The sequence below is a fragment of the Tatumella sp. UCD-D_suzukii genome (genome assembly GCF_000611875.2).
GTDB classification, from domain to species: domain Bacteria; phylum Pseudomonadota; class Gammaproteobacteria; order Enterobacterales; family Enterobacteriaceae; genus Tatumella; species Tatumella ptyseos.
The window spans coordinates 11,716-27,422 of the sequence record NZ_JFJX01000018.1 but is presented as its reverse complement, the minus strand read 5'-3'; the positions used below and the strand labels follow the sequence as shown (position 1 = coordinate 27,422).

The following is a 15,707-nucleotide window of genomic DNA, read 5'->3' as shown; positions in this document are numbered from 1 at the left end:
TGGACCAGGGTCAGGCGGGTGAGAACGTTGGTGTTCTGCTGCGTGGTATCAAGCGTGAAGAGATCGAACGTGGTCAGGTTCTGGCTAAACCAGGTTCAATCAAACCACACACCCAGTTCGAGTCAGAAGTTTATATTCTGTCTAAAGACGAAGGCGGCCGTCATACTCCGTTCTTCAAAGGCTACCGTCCACAGTTCTACTTCCGTACAACTGACGTGACCGGAACCATCGAACTGCCGGAAGGCGTAGAGATGGTAATGCCTGGTGACAACATCAAAATGGTTGTTACCCTGATCCACCCAATCGCGATGGACGACGGTCTGCGTTTCGCAATCCGTGAAGGTGGTCGTACTGTAGGTGCAGGTGTTGTTGCTAAAGTTATCGCTTAATTGTCGATAGTTTAGAAACATCCTGATGAGAAGGGCGCGCAAGCGCCCTTTTTTTATGGCTCGAAAAGGAGAGTCATCATCATGAATGAAAACCCTTATTGTAATGCAAACCATTCTCAATTATGATAGTGCATGAAAAATATACAATAAGGTCAGGGTTGTAATATGTATGTTTGTTTGTGTAATGGCATCAGTGATAAATCTATCCGCGCGGTTATCCGTCAGCATCAGCCATCATCGCTAAAAGAATTACAGCGTTTTGTTCCGGTCGGAACACAGTGTGGTAAGTGTCTGCGGTCTGCACGACAAATTCTGGAGCATGAACAGGGCTCAATGGTCATCTATCTCCGGTCCGCCTGACTTCTGCTAACTATAAGTAAACCGCCTGCTTTATAGCCTTTCTGTCTTTTGACTTCCCGGAGCCGCCAACTACTCTGATAGTAACTGGAAGCGGAGGAAGTACTATGAAAGGCGATAAGAAAGTTATAACTCATCTGAATAAACTTCTTGGTAATGAACTGGTTGCTATCAATCAGTATTTTTTGCATGCCCGTATGTTCCGAAACTGGGGCCTGAGCCGTCTCAATGATATTGAATATCATGAGTCGATAGATGAAATGAAACATGCTGATAAATATATCGAGCGTATTTTGTTTCTGGAAGGGATCCCTAATCTGCAGGATCTTGGAAAATTACGCATCGGCGAAGATGTGGAAGAAATGCTTCGTTCAGATCTCAGCCTGGAACTTGAAGGTGCGACTGATTTACGTGAAGCCATCGCTTATGCTGATAAAGTCCATGATTATGTGACGCGGGATTTACTGATAGAAATCCTTGCCGATGAAGAGCACCATATCGACTGGCTGGAAACAGAGCTTGAATTGATTACCCGCATAGGTATACAGAATTATATTCAGACTCAGATTAAAGAGCAGTCGGCAGGATAGACAGATTTTGTATCAGAAACCAGCACGCGCCCGCTATCGATAAAAAATATCCGAACGGTAGCGGGAGCGAATCACGAAAACTGGCCATTAACTTCCGGCGGAAAATCAGTTCGCACAACGCATAAGCGGAAGCGATGACGATCACCGGGGCCAGTGATTGCCAGCCACCCCATGCCCCGATAGCCGCCAGTAACTTCATATCCCCCTCACCGATCCCTTCCCGTTGACGGCAGTAACGAAAGCCCAGGTTAGCCGCATACAAAAAGAGATACCCACAACAGACACCCAATAGCCGCGAGTACAGGTCAGGATAAGTAAAGGCCGGAGCAAGCAGTAAGCCGGACCACAAAAGCGCAAACACGATCATGTCCGGTAGCAGCATATACCGGCGGTCGGTGATGGCCAGCAGATAGAGTAGTGAATAATTGAGTATGGCTGCAGCCCACTGAAGAGGTGAAGGTAAGAGCATATAAACCGATACCCAAAAGAGACCTGTCAGGATTTCCGCGTATATCAAGCCAGCGGGCAGACTTTGCCGGCAGTAGCGGCAGGTGCCCCGGAGTAGGATGAAGCTGATCACGGGAATAAGCTCAAACCAGGTCAGGGGATGATGGCATTGTACGCAGAATGACGGGGGAGCGATCAGCGCCCGGAGAGAGCAGGGGAGGGGGACACAGGGAGAGTAACGGTCAGCCAGCAGAGCGATAAAACTCCCATAGAGACTGCCGGAAATGAAAATGAACAGTAACAAGATACACCTCGTAGCAGAAGATATTTCTGTTAGTGTGCTGTCACCGGAAGCACTAGCAAAGAGGGAAGTACAGACGCTGTGTGGCGGGTTCCGGATGTCGTGTGACAGACAACAGTTCTTCCTCCGGGCCCCGGGTGCAATGCAATTGCATCGGTTAAAAACGAAGCATCACTTGCCAAGCGCTGAAATATACGTATAATGCGCGGGCTTGCTGAAATTAGCAGCGCGATTCGAGCAGAATCGCAGGCACGCGATTTGCGTCGCCTGACAATACTCCCGATTGGGGAGTTATATGCTGAACGATTACACTCCCCCATCAATCGTAATGGGTGTGAGGAGTAATTATTTTTGTTTATAAAATGTTTGGAGCTCTGGTCTCATGCAGAACCAAAGAATCCGTATCCGTCTTAAAGCGTTTGATCATCGTCTGATCGATCAATCAACCGCGGAAATCGTTGAGACTGCCAAGCGCACTGGTGCGCAGGTTCGTGGTCCAATCCCGCTGCCGACTCGTAAAGAGCGCTTTACCGTTCTGATTTCTCCGCATGTTAACAAAGATGCGCGCGATCAGTACGAAATTCGCACTCACAAACGTCTGGTTGACATCGTTGAGCCAACTGAAAAGACCGTTGATGCTCTGATGCGTCTGGATCTGGCTGCCGGTGTTGATGTGCAGATCAGCCTGGGTTAATCAGGTTACGAGCGATTAAGAGGTTGATACAATGATTGGATTAGTCGGTAAGAAAGTGGGCATGACTCGCATCTTCAATGAAGAAGGCGTATCTATCCCTGTAACCGTAATCGAAGTTGAAGCAAACCGTGTTACTCAGGTCAAAGGCCTGGAAAACGATGGTTACCAGGCTATTCAGGTGACTACCGGCGCTAAAAAAGCAAGCCGTGTAACTAAACCAGAAGCTGGTCATTTTGCTAAAGCTGGCGTAGAAGCTGGCCGTGGCCTGTGGGAATTCCGCACCGAAGGTGAAGAATTTACCGTTGGTCAGAGCATCAGTGTTGATATCTTCGCTGACGTGAAAAAAGTAGACGTAACTGGCACCTCTAAAGGTAAAGGTTTCGCAGGTACCGTTAAGCGCTGGAACTTCCGTACCCAGGACGCTACTCACGGTAACTCCTTGTCACACCGCGTACCGGGTTCTATCGGTCAGAACCAGACTCCGGGCAAAGTGTTCAAAGGCAAGAAAATGGCAGGTCAGCTGGGTAACGAACGTGTGACCGTTCAGAGCCTGGAAGTCGTTCGCGTAGACGCTGAGCGCAACCTGCTGCTGGTTAAAGGTGCAGTTCCCGGTGCAACCGGTAGCGACCTGATTGTAAAACCAGCTGTTAAGGCGTAAGGGGATAGCAATGGAATTAGTATTGAAAGACGCGCAGAGCGCGCTGACTGTTTCCGAAACTACCTTCGGTCGTGATTTTAACGAAGCGCTGGTACACCAGGTTGTTGTCGCTTACGCAGCAGGCGCCCGTCAGGGTACCCGTGGTCAGAAGACCCGCGCTGAAGTTACTGGCTCTGGTAAAAAACCATGGCGCCAGAAAGGCACCGGCCGCGCACGTGCAGGTTCTGCGAAGAGCCCAATCTGGCGTTCAGGTGGTGTGACTTTTGCTGCTAAGACTCAAGATCACAGTCAGAAAGTTAACAAAAAGATGTACCGCGGAGCGCTGAAAAGCATTCTGTCTGAACTGGTACGTCAGGAACGTTTGATCGTTGTCGAACAGTTCTCTGTAGAAGCGCCTAAAACTAAGCTGCTGGCACAGAAACTGAAAGACATGGCTCTGGAAGATGTACTGATCGTCACCGGTGAACTGGATGAGAATCTGTTCCTGGCAGCACGTAACCTGTTCAAGGTTGACGTACGTGATGCAGCAGGCATTGACCCAGTTAGCCTGATCGCCTTCGACAAAGTCGTTATGACTGCTGATGCAGTTAAGCAAGTTGAGGAGATGCTGGCATGATCCGTGAAGAACGTCTGCTGAAAGTCGTGCGCGCGCCGCACGTATCTGAAAAAGCGTCTACTGCGATGGAAAAAACAAATACCATCGTTCTCAAAGTTGCAACAGACGCAACCAAAGCAGAGATCGTTGCTGCCGTAGAAAAGCTGTTCGAAGTTGAAGTTAAAGACGTAAACACCCTGGTCGTTAAAGGGAAAGTTAAGCGTCACGGACAGCGTATTGGTCGTCGTAGCGACTGGAAAAAAGCTTACGTCACCCTGAAAGAAGGCCAGAATCTGGACTTCGTCGGCGGCGCAGAGTAAGTCGGAGGAGAGAAACAATGGCAATTGTTAAATGTAAACCGACATCTCCGGGTCGTCGCCATGTAGTTAAAGTGGTGAACCCTGAGCTGCACAAGGGCAAACCTTTTGCTCCGCTGCTGGAAAAAAACAGCAAAAGCGGTGGCCGTAATAATAACGGTCGTATCACTACCCGTCATATCGGTGGTGGTCACAAGCAGGCTTACCGTATTATTGACTTTAAACGCAATAAAGATGGTATCCCGGCTGTTGTTGAACGTCTTGAGTACGATCCGAACCGCTCTGCGAACATCGCACTGGTTCTGTACAAAGACGGTGAACGCCGTTATATCCTGGCCCCTAAAGGTCTGAAAGCTGGCGACCAGATCCAATCTGGTAGTGATGCTGCGATTAAAGCAGGTAACACCCTGCCGATGCGTAATATCCCGGTCGGTTCAACTGTACATAACGTAGAAATGAAACCAGGTAAAGGCGGTCAGATTGCTCGCTCTGCTGGTACTTACGTGCAGATCGTTGCGCGTGATGGTTCCTACGTAACCCTGCGTCTGCGTTCAGGTGAAATGCGTAAAGTCGAAGCTGACTGCCGCGCAACACTGGGCGAAGTCGGTAACGCTGAGCATATGCTGCGCGTTCTGGGTAAAGCAGGTGCAACTCGCTGGCGTGGTGTTCGTCCTACCGTTCGCGGTACTGCGATGAACCCAGTCGATCACCCGCACGGTGGTGGTGAAGGTCGTAACTTTGGTAAGCACCCGGTAACTCCGTGGGGCGTTCAGACCAAAGGTAAGAAGACCCGCAGCAACAAGCGTACTGATAAATTTATCGTACGTCGCCGTAGCAAATAATTTTAGAGGATAAACCATGCCACGTTCTCTCAAGAAAGGTCCTTTTATTGACCTGCACTTGCTGAAGAAGGTAGAGAAAGCGGTGGAAAGCGGTGACAAGAAGCCCCTGCGCACCTGGTCCCGTCGTTCAACGATCTTTCCTAACATGATCGGTTTGACCATCGCTGTCCATAATGGTCGTCAGCACGTACCTGTCTTTGTTTCCGACGAAATGGTTGGACACAAGCTGGGTGAATTTGCGCCGACTCGTACTTATCGCGGTCACGCGGCTGATAAAAAAGCCAAGAAGAAATAAGGTAGGAGGAAGAGATGGAAACTATCGCTAAACATCGCCATGCTCGTTCTTCTGCTCAGAAGGTTCGCCTGGTTGCGGATCTTGTACGCGGTAAGAAAGTGTCGCAGGCTCTGGATATCCTGACCTACACCAATAAGAAAGCAGCCTTACTGGTTAAGAAAGTCCTGGAATCTGCCATTGCTAACGCCGAACACAACGATGGCGCTGACATCGACGATCTGAAAGTCACGAAAATTTTCGTCGACGAAGGCCCTAGCATGAAGCGCATTATGCCGCGTGCTAAAGGTCGTGCAGATCGCATCCTGAAGCGCACCAGCCACATTACTGTGGTTGTGTCCGATCGCTGAGACTCTGGAGACTAGCAATGGGTCAGAAAGTACATCCTAATGGTATTCGCCTGGGTATTGTAAAACCCTGGAACTCTACATGGTTCGCAAATACCAACGAATTCGCTGACAACCTGGACAGCGATTTTAAAGTTCGTCAGTATCTGAATAAAGAACTGGCAAAAGCGTCTGTATCTCGCATCGTTATCGAACGTCCAGCGAAAAGCATCCGTGTGACTATTCACACTGCTCGCCCTGGTATCGTTATCGGTAAAAAAGGTGAAGACGTAGAAAAACTGCGTAATGTCGTCGCGAAAATCGCTGGCGTCCCTGCGCAGATCAATATCGCCGAAGTCCGTAAACCGGAACTGGACGCTAAATTGGTTGCTGATAGCATCACTTCACAGCTGGAACGTCGCGTTATGTTCCGTCGTGCTATGAAGCGTGCTGTACAGAACGCAATGCGTCTGGGCGCTAAAGGTATTAAAGTTGAAGTCAGCGGCCGTCTTGGCGGTGCTGAAATCGCGCGTACCGAATGGTACCGTGAAGGTCGTGTTCCATTGCATACTCTGCGTGCGGACATCGACTACAACACCTCTGAAGCGCACACCACTTATGGTGTAATCGGCGTTAAGGTATGGATCTTCAAAGGTGAGATCCTGGGTGGTATGGCTGCTGTTGAACAATCGGAAAAACCGGCTGCTCAACCTAAAAAGCAGCAGCGTAAAGGCCGTAAGTAAGGAGAGTCGCTGATGTTACAACCAAAGCGTACGAAATTCCGTAAAGTGCACAAAGGCCGTAACCGCGGTCTGGCTGCTGGTACGGATATTAGCTTCGGTACTTTCGGTCTGAAAGCTGTTGGCCGTGGTCGTCTGACTGCCCGTCAGATCGAAGCAGCACGTCGTGCTATGACCCGTGCAGTTAAGCGTCAAGGTAAAATCTGGATCCGTGTATTCCCGGACAAACCAATTACCGAGAAGCCGCTTGAAGTTCGTATGGGTAAAGGTAAGGGTAACGTAGAGTATTGGGTTGCCCTAATCCAGCCTGGTAAAGTCCTGTATGAAATGGACGGCGTATCAGAAGAGCTGGCCCGTGAGGCATTCAAGCTGGCAGCAGCAAAACTGCCTATCAAAACCACCTTTGTAACTAAGACGGTGATGTAATGAAAGCAACTGAGCTGCGTGAAAAAAGTGTTGAAGAGCTAAACACTGAGCTGCTTAACCTGTTGCGTGAGCAGTTTAACCTGCGCATGCAAGCGGCATCCGGCCAGCTGCAGCAGACTCATCTGCTGAAGCAGGTTCGTCGTGATGTTGCACGCGTTAAGACTTTACTGACTGAGAAGGCGGGTGCGTAATGACCGATAAAATCCGTACTCTGCAAGGTCGTGTTGTTAGTGACAAAATGCAGAAATCTGCGGTTGTTGCTATCGAACGTTTCGTGAAACACCCGATTTACGGTAAATTCATTAAGCGTACGACTAAGCTGCACATCCATGATGAGAACAACGAATGTGGTATTGGTGACGTGGTAATTATCCGCGAATGCCGTCCACTGTCTAAGACTAAGTCCTGGACTCTTGTTCGCATTGTGGAAAAAGCGATTCTGTAATAGAATCACTTTTCTGTGAAAAAATAGATGAACGACTCGTCTGAGTCGTTCATTTTTTCTACCCATCTACGAGAACCGGTGTTATAATGCCGCGCCCTCGATAATGGGGCTTTTAATCGACCTGAAGTTAGGTCCCGAAGTAGTAGTTGACATTAGCGGAGCACTAAAATGATCCAAGAACAGACTATGCTGAACGTCGCCGACAACTCCGGTGCACGTCGCGTAATGTGTATCAAGGTTCTGGGTGGCTCGCACCGTCGCTACGCAGGCGTCGGCGACATTATTAAAGTTACCATCAAGGAAGCAATTCCACGTGGTAAAGTTAAGAAAGGTGACGTCCTGAAGGCGGTAGTGGTGCGCACCAGGAAGGGTGTTCGTCGCCCTGACGGTTCTGTCATTCGCTTCGATGGTAATGCATGCGTTATTTTAAACAATAACAGCGAGCAACCCGTCGGAACACGTATTTTTGGGCCGGTAACTCGTGAACTTCGTACTGAAAAGTTCATGAAAATTATCTCTCTGGCACCTGAAGTACTCTAAGGAGCGAATCATGGCAGCGAAAATCCGTCTCAACGACGAAGTTATCGTGCTTACCGGTAAAGATAAAGGTAAACGCGGTAAAGTAAAAAATGTTTTGTCTTCTGGCAAAGTCATCATTGAAGGTATCAACCTGGTTAAGAAACATCAGAAGCCGGTCCCGGCCCTGAACCAACCAGGTGGCATCGTTGAAAAAGAAGCTGCTATTCAGGTTTCTAACGTTGCACTTTTCAATGCGGCAACCGGTAAGGCTGACCGTGTAGGCTTTAGATTCGAAGACGGCAAAAAAGTCCGTTTCTTCAAGTCTAACAGCGAAACTATCAAGTAATTTGGAGTAGTACGATGGCGAAACTGCATGATTACTACAAAGACGAAGTAGTTAAGAAACTCATGACTGAGTTTAACTACAATTCAGTCATGCAAGTCCCTCGGGTCGAGAAGATCACCCTGAACATGGGTGTTGGTGAAGCGATCGCTGACAAGAAACTGCTGGACAATGCAGCAGCGGATCTGACAGCAATCTCCGGTCAAAAACCGTTGATCACCAAAGCACGCAAATCTGTTGCAGGCTTCAAAATCCGTCAGGGCTATCCGATCGGCTGTAAAGTAACTCTGCGCGGCGAGCGTATGTGGGAGTTCCTTGAGCGCCTGATCATCATTGCTGTACCTCGTATCCGTGACTTCCGTGGTTTATCTGCGAAGTCTTTCGACGGTCGTGGTAACTACAGCATGGGTGTCCGTGAGCAGATCATCTTCCCAGAAATCGATTACGATAAAGTCGATCGCGTCCGTGGTTTGGATATTACCATTACCACTACTGCGAAATCTGATGATGAAGGCCGTGCTCTGCTGGCAGCCTTTGACTTCCCGTTCCGCAAGTAAGGTAGGGTTAATTCATGGCTAAGCAATCTATGAAAGCACGCGAAGTTAAGCGTGTAAAATTAGCAGACAAGTTCTTCGCGAAACGCACTGAACTGAAAGCGATCATCTCTGATGTGAACGCTTCTGACGAAGATCGTTGGAATGCTGTTCTTAAGCTTCAGGCTCTGCCGCGTGATTCCAGCCCGTCCCGTCAGCGTAACCGCTGCCGCCAAACTGGCCGTCCACATGGCTATGTAGGTAAGTTCGGGTTGAGCCGCATCAAGTTACGTGAAGCCGCCATGCGCGGTGAAGTACCTGGCTTGAAAAAGGCTAGCTGGTAATTGTCACCAATTGAATCACGGGAGTAAAGACTGATGAGCATGCAAGATCCGATCGCGGATATGCTGACCCGTATCCGTAACGGTCAGACCGCGAACAAAGTTGCGGTCACCATGCCTTCCTCCAAGCTGAAAGTGGCAATTGCCAACGTGCTGAAGGAAGAAGGTTATATTGAAGATTTTAAAATCGAAGGCGACACCAAGCCAGAACTGGAATTAACTCTTAAGTATTTCCAGGGCAAGGCTGTTGTAGAAAGCATTCAGCGTGTAAGCCGTCCAGGTCTGCGTATTTATAAGCGCAAAGACGAACTGCCAAAAATCATGGCAGGGATGGGTATCGCAGTTGTTTCTACTTCTAAAGGTGTTATGACTGATCGTGCAGCGCGCCAGGCTGGTCTTGGCGGCGAAATTATCTGCTACGTAGCTTAATCGGAGGATTCAATGTCTCGTGTTGCTAAAGCACCTGTCGTTATTCCTGCCGGCGTAGAGGTAAAACTCAACGGTCAGGAAATTTCGGTAAAAGGTAAAAACGGCGAGCTGGCTCGTACTATCAATAAAGCTGTTGAAGTTAAGCAGGCTGACAATCAGCTGACTTTCGCTCCGCGCGAAGGTTTTGCAGATGGTTGGGCTCAGGCAGGTACGACTCGTGCGCTGCTGAACTCAATGGTTATCGGTGTTACCGAAGGCTTCACCAAGAAGCTGCAGCTGGTTGGTGTTGGTTATCGTGCTGCTGTTAAAGGCAATGCAGTTAATCTGTCACTGGGTTTTTCACACCCGGTTGAACATCAGCTGCCTGCAGGCATCACTGCCGAGTGTCCGACTCAAACTGAAATCGTGCTGAAAGGCGCTGATAAGCAGGTGATCGGCCAGGTTGCAGCTGACTTGCGCGCCTACCGTCGTCCTGAGCCTTATAAAGGCAAGGGTGTCCGTTACGCCGACGAAGTCGTGCGTACCAAAGAGGCTAAGAAGAAGTAAGGTAACACTATGGATAAGAAATCTGCTCGTATCCGTCGTGCGACCCGTGCACGTCGCAAGCTCAAAGAGCTGGGTGCTACTCGCCTGGTGGTACATCGTACCCCGCGTCATATTTACGCACAGGTAATCGCTCCGAACGGTTCCGAAGTTCTGGTTGCTGCTTCTACTGTAGAAAAAGCTATCTCTGAACAACTGAAGTACACTGGAAATAAAGACGCTGCTATTGCTGTTGGTAAAGCAATCGCAGAACGCGCTGTAGAGAAAGGCATCACTGCTGTTTCTTTCGATCGCTCTGGTTTCCAATATCATGGTCGTGTCCAGGCACTGGCAGATGCTGCCCGTGAAGCTGGCCTTCAGTTCTAAGGTAGAGGTCTAGGATGTCACACATCGAGAAACAAGCTGGCGAACTGCAGGAAAAACTGATCGCGGTAAACCGTGTATCTAAAACCGTTAAAGGTGGTCGTATTTTCTCCTTCACAGCTCTGACTGTAGTTGGTGATGGTAACGGTCGCGTTGGTTTTGGTTACGGTAAAGCGCGTGAAGTTCCAGCAGCTATCCAGAAAGCGATGGAAAAAGCCCGTCGCAACATGGTTAATGTCGCGCTGAATAACGGTACCCTGCAGCACCCTGTTAAAGGTGTTCACACAGGTTCCCGCGTATTCATGCAGCCGGCTTCAGAAGGTACTGGTATCATCGCCGGTGGTGCAATGCGCGCCGTTCTGGAAGTCGCCGGAATTCATAACGTACTGGCTAAAACCTATGGTTCTACTAACCCGATCAACGTGGTTCGTGCAACTATTGATGGCCTGAGCAATATGAATTCTCCTGAGATGGTCGCTGCTAAGCGTGGTAAAACCGTCGAAGAAATTCTGGGGTAATTATCATGGCAAAGACTATTAAAATTACTCAAACCCGTAGTGCAATCGGTCGTCTGCCTAAACACAAGGCAACACTGCTTGGCCTGGGTCTGCGTCGCATTGGTCATACTGTAGAACGCGAGGATACTCCTGCGGTTCGCGGTATGGTTAACGCGGTTTCCTACATGGTTAAAGTGGAGGAGTAAGAGATGCGTTTAAATACTCTGTCTCCGGCCGAAGGGTCTAAGCACGCTTCCAAACGTCTGGGTCGTGGTATTGGTTCCGGTCTCGGTAAAACTGGTGGTCGTGGTCACAAAGGTCAGAACTCACGTTCTGGCGGTGGCGTACGTCGCGGTTTCGAGGGTGGCCAGATGCCTTTATACCGTCGTCTGCCAAAATTTGGCTTTACTTCTCGCAAAGCAATGGTCACAGCCGAAGTTCGTCTGTCTGACCTGGCGAAAGTAGAAGGCGGTATTGTCGATCTGAACACGCTGAAAGCAGCTAACATTATCGGAATTCAGATTGAATTCGCGAAAGTTATTCTGTCTGGCGAAGTTTCTGCTCCGGTAACGGTTCGTGGTCTGCGTGTCACTAAAGGTGCTCGTGCTGCAATCGAAGCTGCTGGCGGTAAAATTGAGGACTAAGTGAGCTGATGGCTAAACAACCAGGATTAGATTTTCAAAGTGCCAAGGGTGGGATAGGTGAACTAAAACGCAGACTGATGTTTGTTATAGGTGCACTGATTGTCTTCCGAATTGGCTCTTTTATTCCAATCCCTGGTATTGATGCCACAGTCCTTGCCAAACTGCTTGAGCAACAGCGTGGCACCATCATTGAAATGTTTAACATGTTCTCTGGTGGTGCACTTAGCCGTGCTTCTATCTTTGCCCTGGGTATTATGCCGTATATTTCGGCCTCTATTATTATCCAGCTGTTAACGGTGGTTCATCCGGCGTTAGCTGAAATTAAGAAAGAAGGGGAGGCTGGCCGTCGTAAGATTAGCCAGTACACCCGCTATGCAACGTTAGTCCTGGCGATATTCCAGGCAGTCGGTATTGCTACCGGTCTGCCGAATATGCCTGGTATGCAAGGCCTGGTAATGAATCCAGGCCCGGCATTCTACTTTACGGCTGTTGTCAGCCTGGTCACCGGGACAATGTTCCTGATGTGGTTAGGTGAGCAAATTACTGAACGAGGTATTGGTAACGGTATCTCGATCATTATTTTTGCTGGTATTGTTGCGGGCTTACCGCAGGCCATTGGCCATACCATTGAGCAGGCACGGCAGGGTGACCTGAACTTCCTCCTGTTGCTGTTGGTTGCAGTTCTCGTATTTGCAGTGACTTTCTTTGTTATTTTCGTTGAACGTGGTCAACGCCGCATTGTGGTAAACTACGCTAAACGTCAACAGGGTCGCCGCGTTTACGCTGCACAGAGCACACATTTACCGTTGAAAGTAAATATGGCGGGTGTTATCCCGGCAATCTTTGCTTCCAGCATCATCCTGTTTCCGGCGACAATTGCGTCCTGGTTCGGGGGCGGTACCGGCTGGAACTGGCTGACTACTATTTCTATGTATTTACAGCCAGGTCAGCCGCTTTATGTGCTACTCTATGCGACTGCAATCATCTTCTTCTGTTTCTTCTATACGGCGTTGGTTTTCAACCCACGTGAAACAGCAGATAACCTGAAGAAGTCTGGTGCATTCGTACCGGGAATTCGTCCGGGAGAGCAAACGGCCAGGTATATCGATAAAGTAATGACGCGTTTAACTTTGGTTGGCGCTTTGTATATTACTTTTATCTGTCTGATCCCGGAGTTCATGCGTGAGGCGATGAATGTCCCCTTCTACTTCGGTGGTACTTCACTGCTGATTGTAGTTGTCGTCATCATGGACTTTATGGCTCAAGTGCAAACTCTGATGATGTCGAGTCAATATGAGTCTGCATTGAAGAAAGCAAACCTGAAAGGCTACGGCCGTTAATTCAGGAGCTTGAGAAGTTACGGAGAGTAAAAATGAAAGTTCGTGCTTCCGTCAAGAAATTATGTCGTAACTGCAAAATCATCCGTCGCGACGGTGTCGTACGTGTGATTTGTAGTGCCGAGCCTAAGCATAAACAGCGCCAAGGCTGATTTTTTCGCATATTTTTCTTGCAAAGTCGGGTTGAGCTGGCTAGATTAGCCAGCCAATCTTTTGTATGTTATTGCGTTCCCATTTGAGTATCCTGAAAACGGGCTTTTCAGAATGGCACGCAGTTAATTAGTAATAGGAGTGCATAGTGGCCCGTATAGCAGGCATTAACATTCCTGATCATAAACATACCGTTATCGCTTTAACATCGATTTTCGGTATCGGTAAAACTCGTTCCCAGGCCATTTGTGCCTCAACGGGTATTGCTGAACATGTTAAGATCAGTGAGCTGTCTGAAGAACAGATTGAGCAACTGCGTGAAGCAGTTGGCAAGTTCGTTGTAGAAGGTGATCTGCGTCGTGAAGTTACCCTGAGCATCAAGCGTCTTATGGACCTTGGCTGCTACCGTGGTTTGCGTCATCGTCGTGGTCTTCCGGTTCGCGGTCAGCGTACCAAGACCAATGCACGTACCCGTAAGGGTCCGCGCAAACCGATCAAGAAATAATCGGGGTGGGTAAATAATGGCAAAGGCACCAGTTCGTGCACGTAAGCGTGTAAGAAAACAAGTCTCAGATGGCGTGGCTCATATCCATGCATCTTTTAACAACACCATCGTTACTATCACTGATCGTCAGGGTAATGCGCTGGGTTGGGCAACCGCCGGTGGTTCCGGTTTCCGCGGTTCACGTAAATCTACTCCGTTTGCTGCTCAGGTCGCTGCAGAGCGCTGTGCAGAAGCTGTAAAAGATTACGGTATTAAGAACCTGGAAGTTATGGTTAAGGGTCCGGGTCCGGGTCGCGAATCAACTATTCGTGCTCTGAACGCCGCTGGTTTCCGCATCACTAACATTACTGATGTGACTCCGATCCCTCACAACGGTTGTCGTCCGCCGAAGAAACGTCGCGTTTAACGCCCGTTTTTAGGTTAGTTGGAGAAAGAAAATGGCAAGATATTTGGGTCCTAAGCTCAAGCTGAGCCGTCGTGAGGGCACCGACTTATTCCTTAAGTCTGGCGTTCGCGCGATCGATACCAAGTGCAAAATTGAACAAGCCCCAGGTCAGCACGGTGCGCGTAAGCCACGTCTGTCTGACTACGGCGGTCAGTTACGTGAGAAACAAAAAGTTCGTCGTATCTACGGTGTTCTTGAACGTCAATTCCGTAACTATTACAAAGAAGCAGCACGTCTGAAAGGCAACACAGGTGAAAACCTGCTGGTTCTGCTGGAAGGTCGTCTGGATAACGTAGTTTATCGTATGGGCTTTGGTGCCACTCGTGCTGAAGCACGCCAGCTGGTTAGCCATAAAGCGATTATGGTAAATGGCCGCGTTGTTAACATCGCTTCTTATCAGGTATCTCCGAATGATGTCGTTAGCATCCGTGAGAAAGCCAAAAAGCAATCTCGCGTGAAGGCCGCTCTGGAGCTGGCTGAGCAGCGTGAAAAGCCAACCTGGCTGGAAGTTGATGCAGCGAAGATGGAAGGTGTGTTCAAGCGTAAGCCAGAACGTACTGATCTGTCTGCGGACATTAACGAGCACCTGATCATCGAGCTTTACTCTAAATAAAGCTTGAGTACCAAAGAGAGGACACAATGCAGGGTTCTGTGACAGAGTTTCTAAAACCGCGCCTGGTAGATATCGAGCAAGTGAGTTCGACGCACGCCAAGGTGACCCTTGAGCCTTTAGAGCGTGGCTTTGGCCATACTCTGGGTAATGCACTGCGCCGTATTCTGCTTTCTTCCATGCCGGGTTGCGCGGTGACCGAGGTTGAAATTGATGGTGTACTCCACGAGTACAGCACCAAAGAGGGCGTTCAGGAGGATATCCTGGAAATCCTGCTCAACCTGAAAGGGCTGGCGGTAAGAGTTCAGGGTAAAGATGATGTCATCCTGACCCTGAATAAATCTGGCATTGGCCCTGTGACTGCAGCCGACATTACCCATGACGGTGATGTCGAAATCGTCAAGCCACAGCACGTAATTTGTCACCTGACCGATGAAAACGCATCAATCAATATGCGTATCAAAGTTCAGCGTGGTCGTGGTTATGTGCCGGCTTCTGCCCGAATTCATTCGGAAGAAGATGAGCGCCCAATCGGTCGTTTGTTAGTCGATGCTTGCTACAGCCCTGTAGATCGTATTGCCTACAATGTTGAAGCAGCTCGTGTTGAGCAACGTACCGACCTGGACAAGCTGGTCATCGAAATGGAAACCAACGGCACAATCGATCCTGAAGAGGCGATTCGTCGTGCGGCGACCATTCTGGCTGAACAACTTGATGCTTTTGTTGACTTACGTGATGTTCGTCAGCCAGAAGTGAAAGAAGAGAAACCAGAATTCGATCCGATCCTGCTGCGCCCTGTTGACGATCTGGAATTGACTGTCCGCTCTGCTAACTGCCTTAAGGCAGAAGCTATCCACTACATCGGTGATCTGGTACAACGTACTGAGGTTGAGCTTCTTAAGACGCCTAACCTTGGGAAAAAATCTCTTACCGAGATCAAAGACGTGCTGGCTTCGCGTGGACTGTCACTGGGCATGCGCCTGGAAAACTGGCCACCGGCAAGCATTGCTGATGAGTAACCGGATCACA

30 protein-coding genes and 2 pseudogenes are annotated in these 15,707 nt (G+C 49.1%); 30 read left to right on the top strand and 2 right to left on the bottom strand.

The window, feature by feature from the left end; all coding sequences use genetic code 11:
* The 3 genes and pseudogenes from tuf to bfr form a co-directional block, all read left to right on the top strand.
* A pseudogene (tuf, locus tag CG67_RS05935) lies at positions 1 to 389 on the top strand (elongation factor Tu); the annotation flags it as partial.
* Between the two features lie 165 nt (positions 390 to 554).
* Positions 555 to 749: a bacterioferritin-associated ferredoxin gene (gene bfd / locus CG67_RS05930; protein WP_025902055.1), complete on the top strand. Its 195-nt coding sequence runs from the start codon at positions 555 to 557 to the stop codon at positions 747 to 749.
* A 104-nt stretch (positions 750 to 853) separates the two neighbouring features.
* A complete protein-coding gene (bfr, locus tag CG67_RS05925; protein ID WP_025902054.1) occupies positions 854 to 1,336 on the top strand; it encodes a bacterioferritin in 483 nt (160 codons plus the stop codon).
* On the opposite strand, the gene CG67_RS18520 is transcribed toward bfr, so the two are convergent.
* Together CG67_RS18520 and CG67_RS18785 are read right to left on the bottom strand one after the other, a co-directional pair.
* Complete coding sequence (locus CG67_RS18520) at positions 1,314 to 1,805, bottom strand: A24 family peptidase (protein ID WP_145959558.1); 492 nt, start codon at positions 1,803 to 1,805, stop codon at positions 1,314 to 1,316. The two genes, bfr and CG67_RS18520, sit on opposite strands and share 23 nt — an antisense overlap.
* Before the next feature lie 9 nt (positions 1,806 to 1,814).
* A pseudogene (locus CG67_RS18785) lies at positions 1,815 to 2,087 on the bottom strand (prepilin peptidase); the annotation flags it as partial.
* Positions 2,088 to 2,466: 379 nt separating this feature from the next.
* Here CG67_RS18785 and rpsJ point away from each other — a divergent pair.
* From rpsJ to rpoA, 27 genes are all read left to right on the top strand, one after another.
* Positions 2,467 to 2,778 carry a 30S ribosomal protein S10 gene (gene rpsJ / locus CG67_RS05910; RefSeq protein WP_001181005.1) on the top strand — a complete coding sequence of 104 codons (312 nt, stop codon included), beginning with the start codon at positions 2,467 to 2,469 and terminating at the stop codon, positions 2,776 to 2,778.
* Between the two features lie 31 nt (positions 2,779 to 2,809).
* Positions 2,810 to 3,436, top strand: a complete 627-nt coding sequence (gene rplC, locus CG67_RS05905; RefSeq protein WP_025902051.1) for a 50S ribosomal protein L3 — start codon at positions 2,810 to 2,812, stop codon at positions 3,434 to 3,436.
* A 10-nt stretch (positions 3,437 to 3,446) separates the two neighbouring features.
* Positions 3,447 to 4,052, top strand: coding sequence for a 50S ribosomal protein L4 (gene rplD, locus CG67_RS05900; protein ID WP_025902050.1), 606 nt, complete (start codon positions 3,447 to 3,449; stop codon positions 4,050 to 4,052).
* Positions 4,049 to 4,351, top strand: coding sequence for a 50S ribosomal protein L23 (gene rplW / locus CG67_RS05895; protein WP_025902049.1), 303 nt, complete (start codon positions 4,049 to 4,051; stop codon positions 4,349 to 4,351). Before rplD ends, rplW begins: the two co-directional genes overlap by 4 nt.
* 17 nt (positions 4,352 to 4,368) lie before the next feature.
* Complete coding sequence (rplB, locus tag CG67_RS05890; RefSeq protein WP_025902048.1) at positions 4,369 to 5,190, top strand: 50S ribosomal protein L2; 822 nt, start codon at positions 4,369 to 4,371, stop codon at positions 5,188 to 5,190.
* A gap of 16 nt (positions 5,191 to 5,206) precedes the next feature.
* Positions 5,207 to 5,485 carry a 30S ribosomal protein S19 gene (gene rpsS, locus CG67_RS05885; protein ID WP_001138115.1) on the top strand — a complete coding sequence of 93 codons (279 nt, stop codon included), beginning with the start codon at positions 5,207 to 5,209 and terminating at the stop codon, positions 5,483 to 5,485.
* Positions 5,486 to 5,499: 14 nt separating this feature from the next.
* On the top strand, positions 5,500 to 5,832 hold the full coding sequence (gene rplV, locus CG67_RS05880; protein ID WP_025902047.1) for a 50S ribosomal protein L22: 333 nt from the start codon (positions 5,500 to 5,502) through the stop codon (positions 5,830 to 5,832).
* A gap of 17 nt (positions 5,833 to 5,849) precedes the next feature.
* Positions 5,850 to 6,551: a 30S ribosomal protein S3 gene (gene rpsC / locus CG67_RS05875; RefSeq protein ID WP_025902046.1), complete on the top strand. Its 702-nt coding sequence runs from the start codon at positions 5,850 to 5,852 to the stop codon at positions 6,549 to 6,551.
* 12 nt (positions 6,552 to 6,563) lie between these two features.
* Complete coding sequence (gene rplP, locus CG67_RS05870; RefSeq protein ID WP_025902045.1) at positions 6,564 to 6,974, top strand: 50S ribosomal protein L16; 411 nt, start codon at positions 6,564 to 6,566, stop codon at positions 6,972 to 6,974.
* The gene (gene rpmC, locus CG67_RS05865; protein ID WP_025902044.1) at positions 6,974 to 7,165 is read left to right on the top strand and encodes a 50S ribosomal protein L29; all 192 of its coding nucleotides are present in this window, start codon (positions 6,974 to 6,976) and stop codon (positions 7,163 to 7,165) included. The genes rplP and rpmC overlap by 1 nt, the downstream gene beginning before the upstream one ends.
* Positions 7,165 to 7,419: a 30S ribosomal protein S17 gene (gene rpsQ, locus CG67_RS05860; RefSeq protein ID WP_025902043.1), complete on the top strand. Its 255-nt coding sequence runs from the start codon at positions 7,165 to 7,167 to the stop codon at positions 7,417 to 7,419. Before rpmC ends, rpsQ begins: the two co-directional genes overlap by 1 nt.
* Positions 7,420 to 7,587: 168 nt before the next feature.
* Positions 7,588 to 7,959 (top strand): 50S ribosomal protein L14, encoded by a 372-nt coding sequence (gene rplN, locus CG67_RS05855; protein WP_025902042.1) that lies wholly within the window; start codon positions 7,588 to 7,590, stop codon positions 7,957 to 7,959.
* Between the two features lie 10 nt (positions 7,960 to 7,969).
* Positions 7,970 to 8,284, top strand: coding sequence for a 50S ribosomal protein L24 (rplX, locus tag CG67_RS05850; protein ID WP_025902041.1), 315 nt, complete (start codon positions 7,970 to 7,972; stop codon positions 8,282 to 8,284).
* Positions 8,285 to 8,298: 14 nt separating this feature from the next.
* Positions 8,299 to 8,838 (top strand): 50S ribosomal protein L5, encoded by a 540-nt coding sequence (gene rplE / locus CG67_RS05845; RefSeq protein WP_025902040.1) that lies wholly within the window; start codon positions 8,299 to 8,301, stop codon positions 8,836 to 8,838.
* A gap of 14 nt (positions 8,839 to 8,852) precedes the next feature.
* Complete coding sequence (gene rpsN, locus CG67_RS05840; RefSeq protein WP_025902039.1) at positions 8,853 to 9,158, top strand: 30S ribosomal protein S14; 306 nt, start codon at positions 8,853 to 8,855, stop codon at positions 9,156 to 9,158.
* A 33-nt stretch (positions 9,159 to 9,191) separates the two neighbouring features.
* Positions 9,192 to 9,584: a 30S ribosomal protein S8 gene (gene rpsH / locus CG67_RS05835; protein WP_025902038.1), complete on the top strand. Its 393-nt coding sequence runs from the start codon at positions 9,192 to 9,194 to the stop codon at positions 9,582 to 9,584.
* Positions 9,585 to 9,596: 12 nt separating this feature from the next.
* Positions 9,597 to 10,130, top strand: a complete 534-nt coding sequence (gene rplF / locus CG67_RS05830) for a 50S ribosomal protein L6 (protein WP_025902037.1) — start codon at positions 9,597 to 9,599, stop codon at positions 10,128 to 10,130.
* A 9-nt stretch (positions 10,131 to 10,139) separates the two neighbouring features.
* Positions 10,140 to 10,493, top strand: a complete 354-nt coding sequence (gene rplR / locus CG67_RS05825; protein ID WP_025902036.1) for a 50S ribosomal protein L18 — start codon at positions 10,140 to 10,142, stop codon at positions 10,491 to 10,493.
* Between the two features lie 14 nt (positions 10,494 to 10,507).
* Positions 10,508 to 11,008, top strand: coding sequence for a 30S ribosomal protein S5 (gene rpsE / locus CG67_RS05820; RefSeq protein WP_025902035.1), 501 nt, complete (start codon positions 10,508 to 10,510; stop codon positions 11,006 to 11,008).
* A gap of 5 nt (positions 11,009 to 11,013) precedes the next feature.
* Positions 11,014 to 11,193, top strand: a complete 180-nt coding sequence (gene rpmD, locus CG67_RS05815) for a 50S ribosomal protein L30 (RefSeq protein ID WP_004846568.1) — start codon at positions 11,014 to 11,016, stop codon at positions 11,191 to 11,193.
* A gap of 3 nt (positions 11,194 to 11,196) precedes the next feature.
* Positions 11,197 to 11,631 carry a 50S ribosomal protein L15 gene (rplO, locus tag CG67_RS05810; protein ID WP_025902034.1) on the top strand — a complete coding sequence of 145 codons (435 nt, stop codon included), beginning with the start codon at positions 11,197 to 11,199 and terminating at the stop codon, positions 11,629 to 11,631.
* Between the two features lie 8 nt (positions 11,632 to 11,639).
* A complete protein-coding gene (secY, locus tag CG67_RS05805; protein ID WP_025902033.1) occupies positions 11,640 to 12,971 on the top strand; it encodes a preprotein translocase subunit SecY in 1,332 nt (443 codons plus the stop codon).
* Positions 12,972 to 13,003: 32 nt separating this feature from the next.
* The gene (gene rpmJ, locus CG67_RS17380) at positions 13,004 to 13,120 is read left to right on the top strand and encodes a 50S ribosomal protein L36 (RefSeq protein WP_004160566.1); all 117 of its coding nucleotides are present in this window, start codon (positions 13,004 to 13,006) and stop codon (positions 13,118 to 13,120) included.
* Between the two features lie 146 nt (positions 13,121 to 13,266).
* Positions 13,267 to 13,623 (top strand): 30S ribosomal protein S13, encoded by a 357-nt coding sequence (gene rpsM / locus CG67_RS05800; protein ID WP_025902032.1) that lies wholly within the window; start codon positions 13,267 to 13,269, stop codon positions 13,621 to 13,623.
* A 16-nt stretch (positions 13,624 to 13,639) separates the two neighbouring features.
* Positions 13,640 to 14,029 carry a 30S ribosomal protein S11 gene (rpsK, locus tag CG67_RS05795; RefSeq protein ID WP_025902031.1) on the top strand — a complete coding sequence of 130 codons (390 nt, stop codon included), beginning with the start codon at positions 13,640 to 13,642 and terminating at the stop codon, positions 14,027 to 14,029.
* A 31-nt stretch (positions 14,030 to 14,060) separates the two neighbouring features.
* Positions 14,061 to 14,681 carry a 30S ribosomal protein S4 gene (gene rpsD, locus CG67_RS05790; RefSeq protein WP_025902030.1) on the top strand — a complete coding sequence of 207 codons (621 nt, stop codon included), beginning with the start codon at positions 14,061 to 14,063 and terminating at the stop codon, positions 14,679 to 14,681.
* A 26-nt stretch (positions 14,682 to 14,707) separates the two neighbouring features.
* The gene (gene rpoA / locus CG67_RS05785; RefSeq protein WP_025902029.1) at positions 14,708 to 15,697 is read left to right on the top strand and encodes a DNA-directed RNA polymerase subunit alpha; all 990 of its coding nucleotides are present in this window, start codon (positions 14,708 to 14,710) and stop codon (positions 15,695 to 15,697) included.
* The last annotated feature ends 10 nt before the right edge of the window (positions 15,698 to 15,707 follow it).

Coding starts and splice junctions, on each gene's coding strand:
- rplD (WP_025902050.1), top strand. CDS start 3,447: ATGGAATTAGTATTGAAAGACGCGCAGAGCGCGCTGACTGTTTCCGAA.
- rplX (WP_025902041.1), top strand. CDS start 7,970: ATGGCAGCGAAAATCCGTCTCAACGACGAAGTTATCGTGCTTACCGGT.
- rplC (WP_025902051.1), top strand. CDS start 2,810: ATGATTGGATTAGTCGGTAAGAAAGTGGGCATGACTCGCATCTTCAAT.
- CG67_RS18520 (WP_145959558.1), bottom strand. CDS start 1,805: ATGCTCTTACCTTCACCTCTTCAGTGGGCTGCAGCCATACTCAATTAT.
- rpoA (WP_025902029.1), top strand. CDS start 14,708: ATGCAGGGTTCTGTGACAGAGTTTCTAAAACCGCGCCTGGTAGATATC.
- rpsS (WP_001138115.1), top strand. CDS start 5,207: ATGCCACGTTCTCTCAAGAAAGGTCCTTTTATTGACCTGCACTTGCTG.
- rplV (WP_025902047.1), top strand. CDS start 5,500: ATGGAAACTATCGCTAAACATCGCCATGCTCGTTCTTCTGCTCAGAAG.
- rpsN (WP_025902039.1), top strand. CDS start 8,853: ATGGCTAAGCAATCTATGAAAGCACGCGAAGTTAAGCGTGTAAAATTA.
- bfr (WP_025902054.1), top strand. CDS start 854: ATGAAAGGCGATAAGAAAGTTATAACTCATCTGAATAAACTTCTTGGT.
- secY (WP_025902033.1), top strand. CDS start 11,640: ATGGCTAAACAACCAGGATTAGATTTTCAAAGTGCCAAGGGTGGGATA.
- rplN (WP_025902042.1), top strand. CDS start 7,588: ATGATCCAAGAACAGACTATGCTGAACGTCGCCGACAACTCCGGTGCA.
- rplF (WP_025902037.1), top strand. CDS start 9,597: ATGTCTCGTGTTGCTAAAGCACCTGTCGTTATTCCTGCCGGCGTAGAG.
- rplE (WP_025902040.1), top strand. CDS start 8,299: ATGGCGAAACTGCATGATTACTACAAAGACGAAGTAGTTAAGAAACTC.
- rpmD (WP_004846568.1), top strand. CDS start 11,014: ATGGCAAAGACTATTAAAATTACTCAAACCCGTAGTGCAATCGGTCGT.
- rpmC (WP_025902044.1), top strand. CDS start 6,974: ATGAAAGCAACTGAGCTGCGTGAAAAAAGTGTTGAAGAGCTAAACACT.
- rpmJ (WP_004160566.1), top strand. CDS start 13,004: ATGAAAGTTCGTGCTTCCGTCAAGAAATTATGTCGTAACTGCAAAATC.
- rpsK (WP_025902031.1), top strand. CDS start 13,640: ATGGCAAAGGCACCAGTTCGTGCACGTAAGCGTGTAAGAAAACAAGTC.
- rpsC (WP_025902046.1), top strand. CDS start 5,850: ATGGGTCAGAAAGTACATCCTAATGGTATTCGCCTGGGTATTGTAAAA.
- rpsE (WP_025902035.1), top strand. CDS start 10,508: ATGTCACACATCGAGAAACAAGCTGGCGAACTGCAGGAAAAACTGATC.
- rpsQ (WP_025902043.1), top strand. CDS start 7,165: ATGACCGATAAAATCCGTACTCTGCAAGGTCGTGTTGTTAGTGACAAA.
- rplP (WP_025902045.1), top strand. CDS start 6,564: ATGTTACAACCAAAGCGTACGAAATTCCGTAAAGTGCACAAAGGCCGT.
- rpsJ (WP_001181005.1), top strand. CDS start 2,467: ATGCAGAACCAAAGAATCCGTATCCGTCTTAAAGCGTTTGATCATCGT.
- rplB (WP_025902048.1), top strand. CDS start 4,369: ATGGCAATTGTTAAATGTAAACCGACATCTCCGGGTCGTCGCCATGTA.
- rplW (WP_025902049.1), top strand. CDS start 4,049: ATGATCCGTGAAGAACGTCTGCTGAAAGTCGTGCGCGCGCCGCACGTA.
- rpsD (WP_025902030.1), top strand. CDS start 14,061: ATGGCAAGATATTTGGGTCCTAAGCTCAAGCTGAGCCGTCGTGAGGGC.
- rplO (WP_025902034.1), top strand. CDS start 11,197: ATGCGTTTAAATACTCTGTCTCCGGCCGAAGGGTCTAAGCACGCTTCC.
- rplR (WP_025902036.1), top strand. CDS start 10,140: ATGGATAAGAAATCTGCTCGTATCCGTCGTGCGACCCGTGCACGTCGC.
- bfd (WP_025902055.1), top strand. CDS start 555: ATGTATGTTTGTTTGTGTAATGGCATCAGTGATAAATCTATCCGCGCG.
- rpsH (WP_025902038.1), top strand. CDS start 9,192: ATGAGCATGCAAGATCCGATCGCGGATATGCTGACCCGTATCCGTAAC.